This is a genomic window from Streptomyces tagetis, from assembly GCF_018069565.1.
Taxonomy (GTDB): Bacteria; Actinomycetota; Actinomycetes; order Streptomycetales; family Streptomycetaceae; genus Streptomyces; species Streptomyces tagetis.
This window is the reverse complement of the sequence record NZ_JAGPNL010000002.1, coordinates 783594-802939: the sequence shown is the minus strand read 5'-3', so window position 1 is coordinate 802939 and position 19346 is coordinate 783594. Positions and strand designations below refer to the sequence as shown.

Annotated in this window: 16 protein-coding genes; 7 read left to right on the top strand and 9 right to left on the bottom strand. The window is 73.4% G+C overall.

Annotated features, from left to right (window positions below):
* Nucleotides 1-7 precede the first annotated feature (7 nt).
* Nucleotides 8-370, bottom strand: a complete 363-nt coding sequence (locus J5Y05_RS11625; RefSeq protein WP_210871212.1) for an ArsR/SmtB family transcription factor — start codon at nucleotides 368-370, stop codon at nucleotides 8-10.
* A gap of 326 nt (nucleotides 371-696) precedes the next feature.
* Between J5Y05_RS11625 and J5Y05_RS11620 the strand changes: the two genes are divergently transcribed.
* The 3 genes from J5Y05_RS11620 to J5Y05_RS11610 all read left to right on the top strand — a co-directional run bounded on the left by J5Y05_RS11620 (nucleotide 697) and on the right by J5Y05_RS11610 (nucleotide 4537).
* The gene (locus J5Y05_RS11620) at nucleotides 697-1593 is read left to right on the top strand and encodes a Vgb family protein (protein WP_210871210.1); all 897 of its coding nucleotides are present in this window, start codon (nucleotides 697-699) and stop codon (nucleotides 1591-1593) included.
* A 335-nt stretch (nucleotides 1594-1928) separates the two neighbouring features.
* The gene (locus tag J5Y05_RS11615; RefSeq protein WP_307853853.1) at nucleotides 1929-3335 is read left to right on the top strand and encodes a cytochrome ubiquinol oxidase subunit I; all 1407 of its coding nucleotides are present in this window, start codon (nucleotides 1929-1931) and stop codon (nucleotides 3333-3335) included.
* A 161-nt stretch (nucleotides 3336-3496) separates the two neighbouring features.
* Nucleotides 3497-4537 (top strand): cytochrome d ubiquinol oxidase subunit II, encoded by a 1041-nt coding sequence (locus tag J5Y05_RS11610; protein ID WP_210871208.1) that lies wholly within the window; start codon nucleotides 3497-3499, stop codon nucleotides 4535-4537.
* A gap of 45 nt (nucleotides 4538-4582) precedes the next feature.
* Here J5Y05_RS11610 and J5Y05_RS11605 read toward each other — a convergent pair whose 3' ends face one another.
* Nucleotides 4583-6400, bottom strand: a complete 1818-nt coding sequence (locus J5Y05_RS11605) for an FAD-binding dehydrogenase (RefSeq protein ID WP_210871206.1) — start codon at nucleotides 6398-6400, stop codon at nucleotides 4583-4585.
* Nucleotides 6401-6970: 570 nt separating this feature from the next.
* Here J5Y05_RS11605 and J5Y05_RS11600 point away from each other — a divergent pair.
* Together J5Y05_RS11600 and J5Y05_RS11595 are read left to right on the top strand one after the other, a co-directional pair.
* Nucleotides 6971-8182: a cysteine desulfurase family protein gene (locus J5Y05_RS11600; protein ID WP_307853851.1), complete on the top strand. Its 1212-nt coding sequence runs from the start codon at nucleotides 6971-6973 to the stop codon at nucleotides 8180-8182.
* A gap of 118 nt (nucleotides 8183-8300) precedes the next feature.
* Nucleotides 8301-8933: a TetR family transcriptional regulator gene (locus J5Y05_RS11595; protein ID WP_210871204.1), complete on the top strand. Its 633-nt coding sequence runs from the start codon at nucleotides 8301-8303 to the stop codon at nucleotides 8931-8933.
* 46 nt (nucleotides 8934-8979) lie between these two features.
* Here J5Y05_RS11595 and J5Y05_RS11590 read toward each other — a convergent pair whose 3' ends face one another.
* From J5Y05_RS11590 to J5Y05_RS11575, 4 genes are all read right to left on the bottom strand, one after another.
* Nucleotides 8980-10596 carry a long-chain fatty acid--CoA ligase gene (locus J5Y05_RS11590; RefSeq protein ID WP_210871202.1) on the bottom strand — a complete coding sequence of 539 codons (1617 nt, stop codon included), beginning with the start codon at nucleotides 10594-10596 and terminating at the stop codon, nucleotides 8980-8982.
* A gap of 83 nt (nucleotides 10597-10679) precedes the next feature.
* Nucleotides 10680-12047: an MFS transporter gene (locus tag J5Y05_RS11585; RefSeq protein ID WP_210871200.1), complete on the bottom strand. Its 1368-nt coding sequence runs from the start codon at nucleotides 12045-12047 to the stop codon at nucleotides 10680-10682.
* A 147-nt stretch (nucleotides 12048-12194) separates the two neighbouring features.
* Complete coding sequence (locus J5Y05_RS11580) at nucleotides 12195-13406, bottom strand: acetyl-CoA C-acyltransferase (protein ID WP_210871198.1); 1212 nt, start codon at nucleotides 13404-13406, stop codon at nucleotides 12195-12197.
* Nucleotides 13403-14311, bottom strand: coding sequence for an SDR family NAD(P)-dependent oxidoreductase (locus J5Y05_RS11575; protein WP_210871196.1), 909 nt, complete (start codon nucleotides 14309-14311; stop codon nucleotides 13403-13405). The genes J5Y05_RS11580 and J5Y05_RS11575 overlap by 4 nt, the downstream gene beginning before the upstream one ends.
* 472 nt (nucleotides 14312-14783) lie before the next feature.
* Between J5Y05_RS11575 and J5Y05_RS11570 the strand changes: the two genes are divergently transcribed.
* A complete protein-coding gene (locus J5Y05_RS11570) occupies nucleotides 14784-15767 on the top strand; it encodes a phosphotransferase family protein (protein ID WP_210871194.1) in 984 nt (327 codons plus the stop codon).
* A gap of 143 nt (nucleotides 15768-15910) precedes the next feature.
* On the opposite strand, the gene J5Y05_RS11565 is transcribed toward J5Y05_RS11570, so the two are convergent.
* The 3 genes from J5Y05_RS11565 to J5Y05_RS11555 all read right to left on the bottom strand — a co-directional run bounded on the left by J5Y05_RS11565 (nucleotide 15911) and on the right by J5Y05_RS11555 (nucleotide 18277).
* Nucleotides 15911-16936: a polyprenyl synthetase family protein gene (locus J5Y05_RS11565; RefSeq protein WP_210871467.1), complete on the bottom strand. Its 1026-nt coding sequence runs from the start codon at nucleotides 16934-16936 to the stop codon at nucleotides 15911-15913.
* Nucleotides 16937-17090: 154 nt separating this feature from the next.
* On the bottom strand, nucleotides 17091-17873 hold the full coding sequence (locus J5Y05_RS11560) for a hypothetical protein (RefSeq protein ID WP_210871192.1): 783 nt from the start codon (nucleotides 17871-17873) through the stop codon (nucleotides 17091-17093).
* Nucleotides 17870-18277 carry a hypothetical protein gene (locus J5Y05_RS11555; protein WP_210871190.1) on the bottom strand — a complete coding sequence of 136 codons (408 nt, stop codon included), beginning with the start codon at nucleotides 18275-18277 and terminating at the stop codon, nucleotides 17870-17872. The genes J5Y05_RS11560 and J5Y05_RS11555 overlap by 4 nt, the downstream gene beginning before the upstream one ends.
* 204 nt (nucleotides 18278-18481) lie before the next feature.
* On the opposite strand from J5Y05_RS11555, the gene J5Y05_RS11550 reads away from it, so the two are divergent.
* Complete coding sequence (locus J5Y05_RS11550) at nucleotides 18482-19231, top strand: class I SAM-dependent methyltransferase (RefSeq protein WP_210871188.1); 750 nt, start codon at nucleotides 18482-18484, stop codon at nucleotides 19229-19231.
* Nucleotides 19232-19346: the final 115 nt, after the last annotated feature.

The window sequence follows — 19346 nt, the reverse complement described above, 5'->3', positions numbered from 1 at the left end:
GGCCCGCTCAGGCACCGGTCCCGCGCAGCCGCCGCAGCGGCGCGGAGGTCCGCTGGTTGCGGGCGGTGAGCTGTCCGACCATCACGCGGACCACGGTCACCACGTCGGGGTCGTCGACGTAGTAGATCTGGCGGCGGCCCTCCCGGCGGGAGCGGACGAGGCCGGCCAGTTTCAGCTTGGCGAGGTGCTGGCTCACGGCGGGCAGCGCGCCGCCCACCCGGTCGGCGAGGTGCGTGACATCGCTCTCGCCCTGGGCCAGGGCCCACATCAGGTGCAGCCGGGCCGACGAGGCGAGCAGCCCGAAGGCAGCCGCCGCCTCCTCCAGCACCTCGGCAGGCGGGTCCTCCACCCGACCAGAGTCAGCCGCCACTACCCTCTCCCGTCCCGCCCTGCTCACCTCGGCACACACGTGGCACCCAGTCTAGGCATCCGCCGGGACCCGCCCGGGAGCAGCGTCATCGGTGAGGACCGGGCCGTGTGCCGTCCCCGATCCCGTCTCCCCGGCCCTCATGACGACGGAACCGGGGGCCGCCTCATCCGTGGGGCGGGGAAGGGAGGCCGGGGGCCGCCTTCCGGAACCCGGCAAGACGGCCGCCGCGGAAAAGGGTTCGGTACGGCGATCCGCGGTGCCGGATGATGGGCGGCGGCCGGACGTCCGGCCCCCCGCCCCCGCCCCCGATCCTGTGAGGAACCTCCGTGGACCATCCCGTGACCGGCACCGCCGAGGAGTTTCCCCTGACCGACGGGGACGCCGGACCGTACGGCATCACCGTGGGCCCCGACGGCGCGGTGTGGGTCACCCTCGTGCACGGCGGGCGTATCGCACGGTTCGTCCCCGGCGGCGGAATCGATGAGTACGCCCTCGGCTCGGCCGGGTGCCGGCCCACCCTCATCACATCCGGGCCCGACGGCGCGCTGTGGTTCACGCGGTTCGGCGACCACCGGATCGGCCGCGTCGGGCTGGACGGCACGGCCCGGAGTTTCGCCCCGCCGACCCCCGGCAGTGGCCCGTACGGCATCACGGCGGGCCCCGACGGAGCGCTCTGGTTCACGCAGTTGAACGTCGACCGGATCGGCCGGATCACCACGACCGGTGAGGTCACCGAGTTCGCGCTGCCCATCGAGGGCGGCTGTCCCTCGGCGATCACGGCGGGGCCGGACGGCGCGCTCTGGTTCACCCTCAACCAGGCGAACGCGATCGGCCGCATCACCGTCGGCGGCGAGGTCTCTCTCCACCCGCTGCCGACGCCGGGGGCGGCGCCGGTGGGGATCGCCGGTGACGGGGCCGCGCTGTGGTTCGTCGAGATCGCAGCGGGCCAGGTCGGCACCATCACCGTGGACGGGGAGATCAGGGAGTTCCCGTTGCCCGACCCGGCGTCCCGGCCGCACGCGATCACCGCCTCCTCCGCCGGGGAGTGCTGGTTCACCGAGTGGGGCGCCAACCGCCTCGGCCGGGTCACCGCGGACGGCGAGATCACCGAGTACGCGCTGCCCTCCCCCGCCTCCGAGCCGCACGGCATCACCGTGGGCCCCGACGGAGCGGTGTGGGCGGCGTTGGAGAGGGGAGCCCTTGCCCGTGTGATGCCCCGTTAGGCGGCGACGCTGCTTCTGGGCGGGTCCACGGAGCACGAGGAGCCCCGCCGCGGACCGGCCGCCGGACGCGCCGCGCCCGTTCTCGCTGCCGGGGCGGCGTGGCGGGGTTCGTCCGGCCGGTGGGCCGAGGGGCGTGGCGCGGGACCGCCGTCGGCCGGGGGCGGTAGGTTCGGCCGGGTGAATTCCGGACAAGAGGAACACTTCAGGCGTCGTGGCGGGCCGGGACCGAGGTACGGAGCGGGCCGCTGCGCCGGGACCCGCGGTACGGGGGACGCCGTGCGCAGGACCGCGGCGGGGCTGTGTGTCTACCGGAGCCCGCTGCCCGGAGGCGGAACGTGCCCGTGCTCGCCGGCCTGACCTCCGCTCCCTGGGTGCTCGCGGTGACCGAGGGGGACCTCGCGGCGGCACGGGCCCAGATGGGTTTCTCGCTGGCGTGGCACATCGTGGTCGCCTGCCTGGGCGTGGGGATGCCCGCGCTGACGCTGATCGCCGAGTGGTACGGCATCCGCACCGGCGATCCCGCGTACCGGCTGCTGGCCCGCCGGTGGGCGCGGGCCATGGGGGTGCTGTTCGCGGTGGGCGCGGTCTCCGGCACCATCCTCAGCTTCGAACTGGGGCTGCTGTGGCCGGGGCTGATGGGCAGGTTCGGGCAGGTGATCGGGTTGCCGTTCGCGCTGGAGGGGATCGCGTTCTTCATCGAGGCGATCTTCCTGGGCATCTACCTCTACGCGTGGGACCGGCTGCCGCCGAGGCGGCACCTGCTGACGGGGGTGCCGATCGTGGTGGCCGGGGTCGCCTCGGCGTTCTTCGTGGTGTGCGCCAACGCGTGGATGAACCAGCCGCGCGGCTACACCCTGCGCGACGGGAAGGTGGTCGACGTCGACCCGTGGGCCGCGATGCTCAACCCGGCGAGCCCGCCGCAGACCGTGCACATGATCCTCGCCGCGTTCATGGTGGCGTCCTTCCTGACCGCCTCCGTCTACGCCGTGGCCCTGCTCAAGGGCCGCAGGGACGCGTACCACAAGGCCGGTTTCATCATCCCGTTCACGCTCGGGGCGGTGGTGGCGCCGTTCCAGATCGTGGTGGGCGACTGGGCGGCGCGGTTCCTCGCCGACTTCCAGCCGACGAAGCTCGCCGCCATGGAGGGCGTCTTCACCACCGGCTCCCACGTGCCGCTCACCCTGGGCGGCGTGGCGAGCGGCGACAGGCTGCGCTACGGGCTGGAGATCCCCAACGGCCTCTCCCTGCTGGTCGGTTACCACCCGAGCACGGTGGTGCAGGGCCTGGACAAGGTGCCGCGCGGCCAGTGGCCCCCGGTGACGGGCGTGCACTGGGCCTTCGACCTGATGGTGGCCGTCGGGCTCTTCCTGCTCGCCCTGGGCGTCTGTCTGCTGGTCGCGTGGTGGCGGGGGCGCCGCAAGGGCGTCGCGCTGCTCGACCGGCGCGGCGCGCGGCTCTTCCTGGCGCTCGCGGTGGTCGCGGGGCCCGCCTCGGTGGTCGCGCTGGAGAGCGGCTGGTGCGTCACCGAACTGGGCCGCCAGCCCTGGATCGTGTGGGGCGTCATGAGCGTGCGGGACGCCGTCAATCCGGCACCCGGTCTGATGGCGGGCCTGTGGCTGGTCCTGGTGGTCTACGCCGCGATGACCGTCGCCACGGTGTACGTCCTGCGCCGGCTGGCCAAGGGTCCGGCCGTGCCGCGCGCTCCGCAGGAGGAGGACGTGGAGAGGTACCCGGTCGTGTGACCCCGGGGCCTGTGGCCATCGTCCCCTTGGCTGTCACGTCCCCTACGCCGCAGACCCTCGTACGTCGCAGATCCCCGTACGTCGCAGACCCTGACCCGTCGCAGGCCCTGGTCCGTCGCATTCGCCCGTACCGTTCCGTCGGCCGCCACCCGGAGGTGACCGTGCTCGCAAACACGGCCGTAGCTGTCATGTGGGTGGGGCTCACCTGCTACGCCCTGTTCGGCGGCGCCGACTTCGGCGCCGGGGTCTGGGACCTGCTGGCCGGCGGGTCGCGGCGGGGGCGGGCGCGGCGCGGTCTCATCGAGCACAGCATCGGGCCCGTGTGGGAGGCGAACCACGTATGGCTGATCTTCGTGATCGTCCTGCTGTGGTCGGCGTTCTCGCCGGTGTTCGCCGCGGTGATGTCGACGCTGTACCTTCCGCTGACCTTCGCCGCGCTGGGCATCATCGCGCGCGGGGCCGCGTTCGCCTTCCGCAAGGCCAGTACCGAGTTGTGGCAACAGCGCCTGTTCGGGGCGTGTTTCGCGCTGTCGTCGGTGCTCACACCGTTCTTCCTGGGCACGGTCGCCGGGGCGGTCGCCTCGGGCCGGGTGCCGCCCGGGATCGCCGGGGGTGACGTGATCACGAGCTGGTGGAATCCGACCTCGGTGCTCGGCGGGGTCCTCTCGGTGCTGGCGTGCGCGCACCTCGCCGCGGTGTACCTGTGCGCGGACGCCGACCGCGAGGGTGAGGCCGTGCCGGCGTCCGACTTCGCCCGGCGGGCCGTCGTCAGCGGGGTGGCCAGCGGGGCCGTCGCCTGCGCCGGGATCGCCGTACTGCACGCCGACGCGCCGGAGCTGTTCCACGGACTGACGCACCGTGCGCTGCCGCTGGTCGTGGTGGGCGCGGTCGCGGGGCTCGGCGGGCTCCTCCTGCTGTACCGGCGCCGCTACGTCCTCGCGCGGCTCGCGGCGGCGTCGGCGGTGGCGGCCCTGCTCTGGGCGTGGGGCGCGGCGCAGTACCCGGCGATGCTGGTCGGCGGGGTCACGGTCGCCGACGCGGCGTCGGACGGGGCGGTGCTGACGGCGTGCCTGATCGCGCTGGCCGTGGGCGCCGTGCTGCTGGTGCCCTCGCTGTGGCTGCTGTACTCGACCTTCCAGCAGGGTACGAGCCGTGCCGGCGGGCGGCGCCCGCGGCCTCCGGCGCCCCCGGCCTCCTCGTGAGGGCGGGGGCGGCTCCGGGGACCGCGGGCGGGTGGCCGTACGGGGTCAGGTCGCCGTGGCCGCCGCAGCCGCGCGTCCCGCCTCCCGGCCGGAGAAGAGGCAGCCGCCGAGGAAGGTGCCCTCCAGGGAGCGGTAGCCGTGGACGCCGCCCCCGCCGAAGCCGGCCACCTCACCGGCCGCGTAGAGGCCCGGGACCGGGTTGCCGGAGGCGTCCAGGACGCGGCCGGACAGGTCGGTCTGGAGGCCGCCGAGGGTCTTGCGGGTCAGGATGTTCAGCCGTACCGCGATCAGCGGCCCGGCGGCGGGGTCGAGGATGCGGTGGACCGGCGCCGTGCGGCTGAGCGAGTCGCCGACGTAGGCGAGGGCGTTGCGGATGCCCATGACCTGGACGTCCTTGGTGTACGGGTTGGCGATCTCCCGGTCGCGGGCCTCGATCTGACGGCGTAACAGGCCGAGGTCGACGAGGTCGCCGCCGGCGAGCCGGTTCATCCCGGCGACCAGTTCGGGCAGGGTGCCGGCGACGACGAAGTCCTCGCCCTTGTTCTTGAACCGTTCGATCGGCTCCGGGGTCTGCCAGATCCGGGAGAGGAGCTGCCAGATGTTCTTGTCGGTCAGGTCCGGGTTCTGTTCGGAGCCGGAGAGCGCGAACTCCTTGGCGATGATCTTCTGTGTGGTGACGAACCAGGAGTGGTCGTAGCCGCTGCCGGTGATCGTCCTGAGGGTGTGCAGAGTGTCGTAGCCGGGGATGTCGGGGGTGTCGAAACGGCGGCCCCGGGCGTCGAACCACAGGGAGGACGGGCCGGGCAGGATGCGGATGCCGTGGCCGGGCCAGATCGGGTCGTAGTTCCTGAGGCCCTCGGTGTAGTGCCACATGCGATCGGGGTTGACGATCCGTCCGCCCGCCCGCTCGGTGATGGCGAGCATACGGCCGTCGACGTGGGCCGGGACACCGGTGATCATGCTCTTCGGCGGGGCGCCGAGGCGGGCCGGCCAGTTCTTGCGGACCAGGTCGTGGTCGGCGCCGATGCCGCCGGAGGTGACGACGACGACCGGGGCGCGCAGTTCGAAGTCGCCCACGACGGTACGGGAGCTGGGCTTGCCCCGGGCCACGCCGCTGGGTTCCAGGAGCGCTCCGCGCACGCCGGTGACCGCGCCGCCGGTGGTGACGAGGCCGTCGACGCGGTGCCGGAAGCGGAAGGTCACCTTCCCGGCGGCCACCGCGGCACGCACCTTCTTCTCGAAGGGCTCGACCACGGCCGGTCCGGTGCCCCAGGTGACGTGGAAGCGCGGTACGGAGTTGCCGTGCCCGTCGGCGAGTCCGCCGCCGCGCTCGGCCCAGCCCACGATGGGGAACCACTGCACGCCCAGTCCGGCGAGCCAGGACCGCTTCTCGCCCGACGCGAAGTCGACGTACGCCTCGGCCCAGCGGTAGGCCCAGTAATCCTCGCCCCTCGGGTCGCCGACCCCGCGGTCGAAGCCGGCGGTGCCGAGCCAGTCCTGCCAGGCCAGGTCGCGGGAGTCCTTGACGCCCATCAGGCGCTGTTCCTGGGAGTCGACGAAGAAGAGCCCGCCGAAGGACCAGAACGCCTGTCCGCCGAGGCCGGCCTCCGGTTCCTGGTCGAGGAGGAGCACGCGCCGTCCGGCGGCGGCGAGTTCGGCGGTGGCGACCAATCCGGCGAGGCCGTGGCCGACGACGATGGCGTCCGCGTCCTGGGAGGCGGCGGCGGAGGCGGGGAACGCCTGGCCGGCCAGGGCGGCGCCGGCGAGGACCGAGCCGGTGACGGTGAGGGCGCGGCGGCGGGTGATGCCGGTGGGGGCCTGCTCCTGCGCGGACGGTACGGGGGTGGCGGGGGGCTTCTCCATGGCTGCCTTTCGTCAACGGTTCCTGCGGTGCGGGAGGTTGAGCAGCAGGTGGTCGCCGGAGTGCCCCGGAGCCGGCGGGCACGCCACCTGGAGGGGTTACCGAAGGTAGCCCATGGGGCGGGCGGCGAACAGGGGTGCGGGGGTGGCTGTGGGGCGGAGGGGCGGGAAGAGGGCGGAGAAGGGGCAGGGAAGGGGGGCGTGGGATTGGGCGTGGCCCGGCGGGGGCGCGGCGCGGGGGAAGGATCGGGTCCCGTTGGGGCGTGACATGGGAGGCGGGTGGAGTCCCGCTGGGGCGCGACGTGGGAAGCGGGTGGAGTCCGGCGGCGCGGGCGGCGGGTGGGGCCTGGGTGCGTGCCGGGTGATCTTCGGTGTGATCTCCTGGGCCGAGGCGACGCGCCCGGACGGCGGGCCGAGACCTCCGGTCCGGGCGGGCAGCACGTCCGGTCCGGGGGGACGGGCCGCCCGGTCCGGGCGCCCGAGAGGCGAACAGGACGATCCGTACGTGGCACACCTCCCCGCACCGCTCCCCCCGCACCCCGCCCCGGCCCTCTCCTCCCGCGGACTCCGGCCGTGACCGGCGCGACGCCGGCCTTCCCGCCGCTGCCGCACTCCGGGCGGCCGGGCGGGCCGGTGTACCTGGACCACAACGCCACCACCCCCGTCGATCCGCGGGTGGCCGCGGCGATGGGGCCGTACCTGGGCACGCACTTCGGCAATCCGTCCAGCGCCCATCACTACGGCGAGGCGCCCCGCCGGGCCCTCGCCGAGGCCCGCGCACAGGTCGCGGCGCTGGTCGGGGCCCGCCCCGGGGAGGTGGTGTTCACCGGTTCCGGGTCCGAGGCCAACCTGCTCGCCCTGCGCGGCGCGGTCCTGGCCTCGGGCCGGTCCCGGCCGCGTGTCGTCACCCAGGCGACCGAGCATCCGGCCGTGCTGGAGACGCTGCGGGCCCTGCGACGGCTGCACGGGGTACGGGTGACGGTCCTGCCGGTCGACGGGGACGGGCTGGTCGACCCGGCCCGGATCGCCGCCGCGCTGGACGAGGACACGGTGCTGGTGTCGGTGATGGCGGCCAACAACGAGACCGGCGCGCTCCAGCCGGTCGCCGAAGTGGCCGCCCTCGCCCACCGCCACGGGGCGCTGTTCCACTGTGACGCCGCCCAGGCCGCCGGGAAGGTCCCGCTCGACGCGACCGCGCTCGGCGCCGACCTGCTCACCGTGGCCGGGCACAAGCTCTACGCGCCGAAGGGCGTCGCCGCGCTCCGTGTCCGCGAGGGCCTGCGGCTGGAGCCCGTGGTGTACGGCGGCGGCCAGGAGGGCGGGCTGCGGGCCGGGACGGAGAACGTCGCCCTCGCCGTCGCGCTCGGCACGGCCGCCGCCCTGGCCGCCGCGGACCTCGCGGACGGCGCACCCGGGCGGCTCGCGGCGCTCCGCGACAGGCTGCACCGGCGTCTGGACGTCGCCCTGCCCGGCCGGGTCCGTCTCAACGGTCCGGTGGAACGCCGGCTGCCCAACACCCTGAACGTCAGCGTCGACGGGGCCCCCGGGCACGCGCTCCTCGCCTCGGCGCCCGGCCTCGCGGCCTCCACCGGGTCGGCCTGTCACGCCGGGGACCGCCACCCGTCGCCCGTCCTCACCGCCATGGGCCTGGACGGCGACCGGGCGCTCGGGGCGCTGCGGCTGTCACTGGGCCGCTGGACCACCCCGGGGGACGTGGAGACGGCGGCGGAGCTGCTGGCCGGCGCCGCGCGGTCGGTCCGGGCCGGGGTGTCCGCGCGGGCCTGATCGGGCCGTTGTGTGAATTCCGGCGCCGGCTCCTGAAATACTAGGGAGTATCATCATCGGGGCGGCCCTGCCCCGTGAAGAGTGCACCGGACACGTACCGACCGAGAGAAGGTTCTGGATGGCAGTCACGGACGGCGTCGAGGCCGACAATGCCAAGCGCCGCATTCTGGACGCGGCGGCCGAGGCTTTCATGGAGCAGGGATTCGGCGTCGCCATCGACGACATCGCGGACAGTGTCGGCGCCACCAAGGGCCTGATCTATTACCACTTCCGCTCGAAGTTCGATATCTTCCTGGCCGCCTACGAGCACGGAATGCGTACCGTCCGCGCGCAGGTGGAGCCCTTGTCGCAGGCCGGCGGCACCGGACGGGACCGTCTGGTGGCGATGTCGACGCAGCACGTGATGAACCTCATGACGAATCTCGCCTATCACCATGTGGTCCATCTCGGGGTCAGGGAACAGTCGTCGACGGCGCTGAAGCCGCGTCAGCGCAAATCCCTGGACGCGCTCAACATCTTGCGGACCGAGTACGAAGACCTCTTCCTGCGGGTGGTCCAGGACGGAATCGCCGACGGAACACTCCGTCCGGTGCGCGCGAAATTGGCCGCGCGCACCCTGTTGTGCAGTCTCAATGCCGTCGACATGTGGTTCCACCGGATCGAGGGCCAGTCCGCGGACGACCTGCGGCAGCTCGCCGACGACGTCGTGGACATCGTGGTCGGGGGCCTGGTCCTCGATCCGGTGCGCTGAACCGGCGTACGGGCTCACGCGCCCGGCCGCCGGGCGCCGCCGCCGGTCAGAGGGTGCCGGCGGCCATCGACTGGCGCAGGGCGGCCTTGGCGAACTTGCCGGACGCCGTCTTGGGGAGGCCGTCCCGCATCACGACCCGCTCGGGAATCCACCACTTGGCGACCCGGCCGGCGAGGTGCGCGCGGACGTCCTCCGCCGTGAGCCGCGCGTCGGGCAGCGGCACCACGCAGGCGAGGGGCCGCTCCCCCCACTTGTCGTCCGGCACCGCGATCACCGCCGCCTCCAGCACCCCGGGCATCGCCATGATGGCGTTCTCCAGCTCCACCGAGGAGATCCACTCGCCGCCGGACTTGATGAGGTCCTTGGTGCGGTCGACGATGCGCACCACCCCGTGCCGGTCGATGGTGGCCACGTCCCCGGTGCGCAGCCAGCCGTCCTCGGTGAAGGCCGAGGGCTGGGGGTGGGCTCCGTAGTAGCCGGCGGCGACGGTCGGCCCGGCGACCTGGAGTTCGCCCCGGTGTTCCCCGTCGCGCGGGGCGAGGGAGCCGTCCTCGGCGACCAGGCGCAGCGAGCACAGCATCGTCGGGGGGCCGGGGGCGGCCAGGGCGGTGACCCGGTCGTCCTCGCTCAGTGTGGCCGCCTCCTCGCTGGAGATCCGCGCGCTGCACACCAGGGGGCTGGTCTCGGTCATGCCCCAGGAGCTGCGCAGCGGGAGCCCGGTCTTCTCCAGGAAGACGCGGGAGAGGGACTCCGGCAGGGCGCCGCCGCCGCTGACCATGTGCCGCAGCGCGCCCAGGTCGGCGCCGTCGAGGTGGGGCACCATGCCGCGCCAGACGGTGGCGACGGCCGCGGCGAAGGTGACCCGGTGCTCCGCCATGGTGCTGACCAGGCGGTCCGATGCCATGACGGGGCCGGGCATGACGAGGTCGGCGCCGGCCATGAGGGCCGCGTAGGGCAGTCCCCAGGCGTTGACGTGGAACATCGGGACGATCGGCATCACCGTGTCGCCCTCGCTGATGGCGAAGGTGTCGGCCATCAGCAGGGTCATCGCGTGCAGCACGATCGACCGGTGGTCGTAGAGGACGCCCTTGGGCCGGCCCGTGGTGCCCGAGGTGTAGCAGAGGGCGGCGGCGGTGCGTTCGGCGACGGGCTCGAACGCCTCGACCGGCCGGGCGGCGGCGAGCAGGCTCTCGTAGTCGTGCACGCGGGGGTCGGCGGACGGCTCGGCCGGTGAACCGTCGTCCATCACGATCAGGTGGCGCACGCTCGGGCAGGTGTCGAGCAGGGGGCGGACCACGTCGAGGATCGAGCGGTCGACGAAGAGGACGTCGTCCGCCGCGTCGTCGACGATGTAGGCGAGGTCTTCGGTGAAGAGGCGGTGGTTGATGGTGTGCAGCACCCGCCCCGTGCACGGGACCGCCATGTACAGCTCCAGGTGGCGCTGCGAGTTCCAGCCGAAGGAGCCCACCCGGGCGCCGGCCGGGACGTCCAGGGCGTCCAGTACCCCGGCGAGCCGCCGGACGCGCCCGGCCACCTCGCCGTAGGAGGCGGACACCGTGCCGTCCGGCTGGGTGGTGGTGACGTGCTTGCGGCTGAACCGGTGCTCCATGCCGTCCATGAGCATCGGCAGTGACAAGGGGCGGTCCTGCATGAGGCCGTGCATGTGCGTTTCCTTCTGACTCGTTGCGTGTGCCGGCGAACGGGCGGGCCGGACCCCGCGTGCGGGCGGGGTCCGGCCCCGGGGCCCTAGCGCGACACGGTTGCCGCGGTCTCGGCCTCGACCGCGGCGGCCTCGGCCTCGGCCTTGGCCGCGTCCTCCTTGCGGACGGCGCTGGCCAGCAGCGGGGTGAGCGCGACGCCGACGACGGAGCAGGCGATGACGACCCACAGTCCGGCGCTCGGGTTCCCGGTCGCGTCCTCGGCCAGGCCGAAGGCGTACGGGCCGAGGAAACCGCCGAGGAGTCCGATGGTGTTGATGAACGCGAGGCCGGCCGCGGCGACCAGTCCGGACATCCGCGCCATGGCCACGGACCAGAACAGCGGCAGGGTGCCGAACACGAAGATCATGGACACGGCGATCAGGACGATCTGCATCACGGGGGACGAAGAGACCACGTACGCCCCGGCCAGGACCGCCGTCAGGGCGGCGAGGACACCGATGAGCGCCACCTCGTTGCCGAAGCGCCGGTGTACGACCGGCACGAGGAGCACGCCGATGGTGGCGCCGACGCCGGAGCTGCCCGAGACGAGGCCGATGAGGAAGGACCCGCTGATGTTCAGGTCCTCGACGATGGACGGCAGGTTGAAGACGATGCCGACGTTGGTGATCTGGTTGAAGAGGTAGATCAGGGCGACGATGACGATGAAGGGGCGGCCGAAGGCCGACTTCAGGTTGCCCTTGATGCGGCTGTCGCGCTGCTCGCCGCCGGCGGTGGCGCGGGCGGAGAGGATCTCGGCCTCCTCCGAGGTGAGCCACTTGGCGTCACGGGGGGTCTCGGGGAGGCTGACCCAGACGAGGACGCCGACCAGCATCGTCACGATGCCCTCGATGAGGAACATCCACTGCCAGCCGTGCAGGCCCATGGCGCTGTCCAGCTCCATCAGCGCGCCGCCCATGGGGTTGCCGACGATCAGGGCGACGGTCGGCGCGAGGTAGATGAAACCGACCACGGTGGCCCGGTGCTGCTGGGAGAACCAGACCGTGACCATGTACATCAGCGTCGGGTAGAGGCCGGCCTCGGCCATGCCGAGGAAGAAGCGCAGGAAGTAGAAGGACCACTCTCCCTGCACGAACATCATGGCCGCGGAGAGCGCGCCCCAGGTGAGGGCGATCCGCGCGATCCAGCGTCTTGGTCCGATTCTGTGCATGATCAGACTGCTGGGGACTTCGAGGAAGGCGTAGCTGACGAAGAAGATGCCGGCGCCCAGTCCGAAGGCGGTGACGCTGATGCCGACGTCGGCCTGGAGGTGGGTCTTGGCCAGCGCGACGTTGGTGCGGTCGATGTACGCCATGAAGTAGGCGGCGAGCATGATCGGCAGCAGCCTGACCAGGGCTTTGCGGGTGGCGCGCGCGTGAAGCGTGTCCGCCGCCGAAGAAACCGGATGAATAGCCATCGAAGCCCTTCCATCGGGGGTGAGGTGCTCGTGGGTACGTGGATCGCACCCTGGGTGGTGGCGACGTGTCGCCTCGGTACGGCAGCGGGCTCGGCGTGATGCTGTGCTGGGTCCGCGGGGGGACGAAAGGGCGGTGTGCCCGTCCGGTCAGAAGATCTCGAAGAGGCCGGCGGCGCCCATGCCCCCGCCGACACACATGGTGACGACGGCGTACCGGGCGCCGCGCCGGCCTCCTTCGAGCAGGGCGTGGCCGACGAGGCGCGCTCCGCTCATGCCGTAGGGGTGGCCCATGGCGATGGCTCCCCCGTTGACATTGAGTCTGGCCGGGTCGATGCCCAGGCGGTCGCGGCAGTGTACGGCCTGGGAGGCGAACGCCTCGTTCAGCTCCCACAGGTCGATGTCGTCGACGGTGAGCCCGTGGCGGTCCAGGAGCCGGGGGACGGCGTGGACGGGGCCGATGCCCATCTCGTCCGGTTCGCACCCGGCGACGGCGATGCCCCGGTAGGCGCCGAGGGGGGTCAGTCCGCGCCGCTCGGCCTCGCGGGCCTCCATGAGGACGGCGGCGGAGGCGCCGTCGGAGAGCTGGGAGGCGTTGCCGGCGGTGACGGTGGAGGTGGCGCTCACCTTCCCGTCGGGGAGGACGGGGCGGAGGCCGGCCAGGGCGTCGAGGGTGGTGGAGGGGCGGTTGCCCTCGTCCCGGTCGAGGGTGAACTCCTCGGTGGCCGGCTCCGCGGCCGGATCGGTCTCCGCTCCGGCCGGGGCGGCACGCCGGCCGGTGAAGGCGACGATCTCCTCGTCGAAGCGTCCCGCCCGCTGGGCGGCGGCGGTGCGCTCCTGGGAGAGCAGGGCGAACTCGTCCTGCTCGTCGCGGCCGACGCCGTACCGCTCGGCGACGATCTCCGCGGTCTCCAGCATGGTCGCGTAGACCGTGGGCTTCTCGCGGGCCAGCCAGGGGTCCGTGGTGCGGTGGCCGTTGCGGTGCTCGTTCTGGACGAGGGAGATCGATTCGACGCCGCCGCCGATCACGATGTCCATGCCGTCGAGGACGATCTGCTTCGCCGCGGTGGCGATCGCCATCAGGCCCGAGGCGCACTGCCGGTCGATGGTCATCCCGGCGACCGACGCGGGCAGCCCGGCGCGCAGGGCGCCCTGCCGGGCGACGTTCATCCCGGTGGTGCCCTCCTGCATGGCGCAGCCGAGGACGACGTCCTCCACCTCGTGGCCCTCGACGCCGGCGCGGTGCAGTGAGCCGGTGATCGCGTGGGCGGCCAGGTGCTGGCCCGAGGTGTCGGCGAAGGAACCGCGGTACGCCTTGCCGATCGGCGTACGGGCGGTGGAGACGATGACGGCTTCCCTCACGGCACGGCTCCCAGCTCGGTCCCGGCGATGGCCGCGTACCGCTTGGTCTGGTCGAAGGCCGAGCCGGTGATCACCGGTGCGCTCATGTCGCTGATCTCGGCCCACCGCTCGGCGATGACCTCGGGAGAGCGGTCGCCCTCGTGAAGGAAGACGCCCGCGGACTCCTTCATCTGGGCCACGGCGAAGACGCCGGCGCCGGCGGCGAGGATGGTCTTGGTGGGGGCCTCCTCGCTGACGAGGAAGAGGGCGCCCGGCGCGATCGACTCGGGGGTGAGCATGCCGAGGATGTGCTCGTCGATGAGGCCCTCGGTCATCTGGGTGGCCGCGGTCGGGGCGAGCGCGTTGACCCGGATGCCCTTGCGCTCGCCCTCGATGGCGAGGACGTTCATCAGGCCGACCAGGCCGGACTTGGCCGCGCCGTAGTTGGCCTGGCCGAAGTTGCCGTAGATGCCCGAGGCGGACGTGGTCATCAGGACCCGGCCGTACCCCTGCTCCACCATGTGCGGCCAGACCGCCTTGGTGCAGTGGACGGAGCCCATCAGGTGCACGTCCAGGACCTGCCGGACCTGCTCCGTCTCCATCTTGGCGAAGGACTTGTCCCGCAGGATGCCGGCGTTGTTGATGAGGATGTCGACGCGGCCCCAGCGCGTGATCGTCTCGGCGATCATGCTCTCGACGGCGTCGGCGTCCGTGACGTCGCAGAGGTGGGCGAACGCCTCGCCGCCGGCGGCCTGGATCTCGGCCGCGACGTCGGCCGCCGCGCTCTGCCCGGTGGAGACTCCGCTGGGCGTGCCCATGTCGTTGACGACGACCTTGACGCCGCGCTCGGCGAGGGCGAGGGCGTGCGCCCGCCCCAGACCGCCGCCCGCGCCGGTCACCACCGCGACCTGTCCTTCGAAGTTCATCTCGCTCCTGTCATACTACGGAGTATCATGATGACCGTGGCGTGAATGGGGTGTCAACAGTCAATTTCGCGGGAGTGCGGTGACTGATTGGCGGGGGGTTCACGGGGGTGGGCTCGGGGGTGGAGTTCACAGGTCGCCCGGTGTTCACGAGGAGGGGTGCTGTGAACTGGTGTGGGTGGCGTTCACGGCGGGTCCGGGTTCACAGGGATGCCCGGGGTGTAGGGGTTCACAGGGTGGGCCCGCGTTCACGGCGGGCACGCCGTGAGCGGCGCTCACAGTCACCGTGTCGGCGTGGCGCGTTCACGGGCGGCCGGGCGGTGGCGAGCGGTTAACTCGACCGCCACCGTCACGGCCGCCACAGCCCCGACCGCCACAGTCCCGACGCCACCATGTGAACCCGATTCACAACTCCCTTGGTCGCAACCGGAGTTCACCAGACCGACCCCGCCCGTGCTCACTACGCTGGGGCCCCATGACTCACGGGGACCGCACCGCATCAATCCGGCCCGACCCCGAAACCCCGGCCTGGGAACGCACCCGGGTATGGGTGGAGCGCGCGCTCGGCCCCGGGGAACGCGTCGGCGCCGTCACCTCCCTGCGCGGCGGCTGGACCTCACGGATGCGCCGCCTCGACATCGAAGGGCCCGGGGAGCCGTACGCCCTGGTGCTGCGCTCCTTCGTCACCCCGTTCTTCGTACGGCACGCGCCGGGGCTGCTGACCCGGGAGGCGGACGTCCTCCGGTTCCTCGCGGACACGCCGGTGCCCGCCGCCCGGCTGCACCGCGTCGACGCGCGGGCGCGGCACTGCGACCACCCCTCGCTGCTCATGTCGCACCTGCCCGGACGGATTCGGCTCGACCCCGGGACCGCCGAGCGCACGGCTCGGCTCCTCGCCCGGCAACTGGCCGAGATCCACGCGCTGTTCGTTCCGGAGGAGGCCCGGCCCCGGGTCTACGAGGCGTGGACGTCCCCGGACCGGGTACGCGTGCCGGCGGCGACCGGACGGCCGGAGTTGTGGGAGCGGGCCGTACGGGCGATCCGGCGCCCTCCCCCGGACCACCGGCCCCGCTTCCTGCACCGTGACTTCCACCCGGGCAACGTCCTCTTCACCGGGGACGGGGACGACCTGGCCGTCTCCGGGGTCGTGGACTGGGTGGAGACCTCGTGGGGACCCGCCGACCTGGACGTGGCGCACTGCTCCACCGCCCTCGCCCTGCTGTACGGCGCACCCGCGGGGCTGGGATTCGCCGGTCACTACACCGCGGCCGGCGGGGTCCTCGACGACGACCCGGCCGGCCATCTCTACTGGCGGATGCTGGACGCGCTTGCCTTCGCGCCCGACGCGGACAAGGTCGGCACGCCCTGGCGGGAGGCGGGACGGCACGACCTCACCCCGGACCTCCTCGCCGGGCGCCTGGAGGAGTATCTCCAGGGGCTGTTCGACCGGTACGGGTGAGGCGGCGCCGGCCGGCCGGGAGTCGTACGGAGACGGGAATCACCCGGGGCCGACCGCGTGGCTCCCGTAGCTCCCGGGGCTCCCGTGGCTCCCCCGGCGCCGTCCCCTCCCCGCCGACGGCCCCCTCCTCATGCCGCCGTCCGTCAGCCTCCCGTCGACACCGTCTCCGGCCGGGCCGCAGACACCGTCTCCGGCCGGGCCGCGGGGCGCAGCAGTACCTGGGACGCGCGGTCCACGAGGTCGCGGAGGGCGGGCACGTACCCTTCGTGGCCGCCGAGTTCGTCCAGCAGCCGGTGGGCCTGTCCCCGGAAGGCGTCGACGTCGGCCTCGAACCGCCGCAGCACACCCGCGTCGAGGAGGACGCCGGTGAGTTCCGTGCGCGCGTCGGCGCTGCCCTGGGCGGCGGTGTGCAGGGCCGTGATCCGGCCGGCCGGGACGGGGGCGGCGCCGTCGTCGAGGGCGCAGGCGAGGAGGTAGGTGACGGTGCCGTTGCGGAGGTCCTCGTTGCGGCCGGTGAGGATGTCGTCCTGGTCGTTGAAGAGCTGCCACAGGATGCCGAACACCTCGCCGAACCGGCGCCACCGCCCGACCCGGGTCGCGTCCGCCCCCGCCAGCGTCGCGGCCATCGCGGTGACCATGCCGAAGGGCGCCCCGGACTTGCCGAGGTAGACCTCGGTGACCGAGTCCCGGGTGGCGCCCTCGGCTTGTCCGGCGAGGTCCCTCAACTGCCCTTCGGTCGCGTCGACCCAGCAGCGGACGATCTCGGCGGCGAGGGTGCCGCGTAACGCCTCGGGGACGGAGTCCGAGCCGACGACCAGCAGCGGCAGGGGCGTTCCGGCGATGACGGTGGCGAGGAGTGCCTCGCTGTCGTCCAGATCACCGGCGGTGTAGGCGCCTTGGGAGTCGGCGAGGTCGTCGAGGCAGCAGGCGGAGGTCCACCACAGTTGGTGGACGACGGCCAGGGGAAGCGCCGGTTCGGGGTCGCCGGTCTCCGCGGCGTGGACGAGCAGCGGCAGGACGGACAGGGGGTAGGTGAAGGTGCGGTCCGCGAGGAGCGCGGAGACTGCGGTGCGGACGGCGGGCGCCGACGGGCCGAGCAGGCCGAGGGCCTTGTCCGTCTCCGCCTCGATGCCCGCGGCCATGCGCCGGTGCAGATCCAGGTACGACATTGTGGTCACGTGAGCCCTCCATGGTGGGGTGCGGTTTCGCGCACAGATTCGATCATGGAGGGACCGCCCGCGCCACGGCCACCCGGCTCACCGGGGGCGGCCGTTCGTCGTCGTCCGGCCGGGCCCCGCGCGGCCCCGGGGGAAGCGGCCGGGGTCAGATGCGCGGGAGGCCCCGGTGGGGGCTGCCCCTCCACCACGGCCGGCTCAGGGCGGCCAGGCGGATCAGCGGCAGGAGCAGCAGCCAGGTCACGGCGACGCCGACCGGGCCGGTGAAGTCCCCCACGAAGCGGGCCGGGAGGGCGGCGAGGGCGGCCCAGAACGCGTGCGCGCCCAGTGAGGCGAGCCGGGCGGGCAGTCCCTGCCGGGCGTGGCGGCGGGCGTGGCGGACGGCGACGGTCCCGGCGTGGGCGCCGTAGAGCCCGGCGGCCGTCAGCGCGCAGGCCAGGGCCGTGGCCGACTCGGGCTCGCCGACGGGGGTGTCGGCGGATTCCTGGGTGACGCCCTCGTGGGTGACCGCGACGGTGTGGTCCCGCCAGACGGTCAGCGTCACCCAGTCGCCCTCGCGCAACCCGCTCAGCACGGGATCGGCGCCGTACATCTCGAGTTCGGCGGGGACGTCGCGGTCGCCGCGGAGCAGCAGGTGGTACTGCTGGTTCCTGCCCTCGTCACGGATGACGGTGCCCCGGACGGTCGCCAGGACCGGGCGGAGGCAGTCGGCGGGCGCGGGCCCGGCCGTCGGGCACGGCCGGGCGTTCTCGAAGTCGCGTACGTCGTCGAGGAGTTCGGGGACGAAGGCCACCGACACGGCCGCCGTCACGAGGGCCGCCGCGCCGAGGAGTGCGGCCACCGTGCCCCAGACGCGGTGCCACCGGGTCCACCGGCGCTCGTGCCGGACGCGTCGGGGCGCGCGCGGCGAGGCGGCCCGTGCCCTGCTCACGCCGTCCGTCCCCGGCCGGGGCGGATGCGGGAGGCGGTGGTGAACACGGTCAGCGCGACGAGTGTGCCCGCCGCCGTGGCCAGCGCGTCGGCCTCCGGCCGGTCCAGGTGCCGCCGCAGGACGTCGACGAGGAGGAACAGCGCGGGGCAGCCCAGCAGGAAGGCCGCCATGCCCGGCACCCAGCGGCGGTGGCTGTTCACGAACCACCAGCCCAGCAGGGACACGACGGGCGCGGCGACGGGCAGCGTCGGCTCGTCGATGGCCCACAGCACCCCGTACGTCAGGGCGCAGACGGCCCAGCAGCCCGCCAGTACCGCGGCGGCCTCCCGCCAGGGCACGCCGCTGTCTTCGGTCGCGCTGCCGTCCCCCGTCCCGCTGCCGTCCCCGGTCCCCCTGCGGTACATGCGTCCACCCCTCGCCCTCGCTCCTGCCGCGCGTCTGCTTCCCTGCGCGCCGGTGCGATTGAGCCACACGTGCCTGGCACGATGACAGGCGGGTCACCGGCACCCGACAACCGCCCGGGACTGCCGGAGCACGGCAGGCGGCCTGCGCCGCGGAGCGCCGTTATCCGGATGCCCCGGCGGCGCGAACGTGCCTAGGGTGCCGGTGTGAAACCGGCAGACTTTTACACGGGTATGGTCGCGGACCTGTACAGGCCGCTGAGAGGGTCCTCCGAATCCCCGGAGCCCTATGCGGAGTTCGTCGAGCGGTACGGCGGACCGGCGCTGGAGTTGGGATGCGGGGACGGTGATCCCCTGGTGGAGTTGCGCCGGCGCGGTCTGGACGTCGACGGTGTCGACTCCTCGGCCGACATGCTGGAACGGCTACGGCGCCGCGCGGACGCCGCGGGTGTCCCCGTCACCGTCTTCCACCAGCGGATGGAGGCCCTGGACCTGCCGCGCCGGTACCGGGCGGTGTTCCTCGCCGGGCCCACCTTCACCCTGCTTCCCGACGACGCCACGGCTCTGGCCGCGTTGCGCGGCATCCGCGCCCACCTCACGGAGGACGGCACCGCTCTGGTCCCGCTGTACGTCCCCGAGCCGACACCGCTCGAACAACTGGGCCGGCCGCGTACCGCCACCGCGCCCGACGGCGCGGAGATCCGCGTCTCCGTGATCGCCGAAGAGCGCGACGAGACGGCCTGCACCCAGACGTCGGTCCTGCGCTACGAGCGCCGGCACGGCACCGAGAGCGGCGTGCTGGAACGGCCGTGGCTGCTCCACTGGTACCCGAGCGGGGTCTTCGAGGGGCTGGCCGCCGAGGCCGGACTCGCGGTGAGCGCGGTCACCGGCCCGGACGGCGAACCGGCCGCCGAGGGCGCCACGGAGCTGCACTTCCTGTTGCGCGTCGCCGGCTGAGCGGGACGGGCCCCGGCCCGCCGGCCGTTGACCGCTCCCGCCGAGCGGGGCCGGCCCGGACCCCCGGCCTCCGCCGTCGCGGGCCGAGCCGGACCGAGCCGGACCGAGCCGGACC

What these genes read in the sequence shown, in the direction of transcription:
- J5Y05_RS11575 (WP_210871196.1), bottom strand. Translation starts at nt 14,311, where the DNA reads ATGAACTTCGAAGGACAGGTCGCGGTGGTGACCGGCGCGGGCGGCGGT.
- J5Y05_RS11595 (WP_210871204.1), top strand. Translation starts at nt 8,301, where the DNA reads ATGGCAGTCACGGACGGCGTCGAGGCCGACAATGCCAAGCGCCGCATT.
- J5Y05_RS11605 (WP_210871206.1), bottom strand. Translation starts at nt 6,400, where the DNA reads ATGGAGAAGCCCCCCGCCACCCCCGTACCGTCCGCGCAGGAGCAGGCC.
- J5Y05_RS11585 (WP_210871200.1), bottom strand. Translation starts at nt 12,047, where the DNA reads ATGGCTATTCATCCGGTTTCTTCGGCGGCGGACACGCTTCACGCGCGC.
- J5Y05_RS11570 (WP_210871194.1), top strand. Translation starts at nt 14,784, where the DNA reads ATGACTCACGGGGACCGCACCGCATCAATCCGGCCCGACCCCGAAACC.
- J5Y05_RS11565 (WP_210871467.1), bottom strand. Translation starts at nt 16,936, where the DNA reads ATGTCGTACCTGGATCTGCACCGGCGCATGGCCGCGGGCATCGAGGCG.
- J5Y05_RS11555 (WP_210871190.1), bottom strand. Translation starts at nt 18,277, where the DNA reads ATGTACCGCAGGGGGACCGGGGACGGCAGCGGGACGGGGGACGGCAGC.
- J5Y05_RS11590 (WP_210871202.1), bottom strand. Translation starts at nt 10,596, where the DNA reads ATGCACGGCCTCATGCAGGACCGCCCCTTGTCACTGCCGATGCTCATG.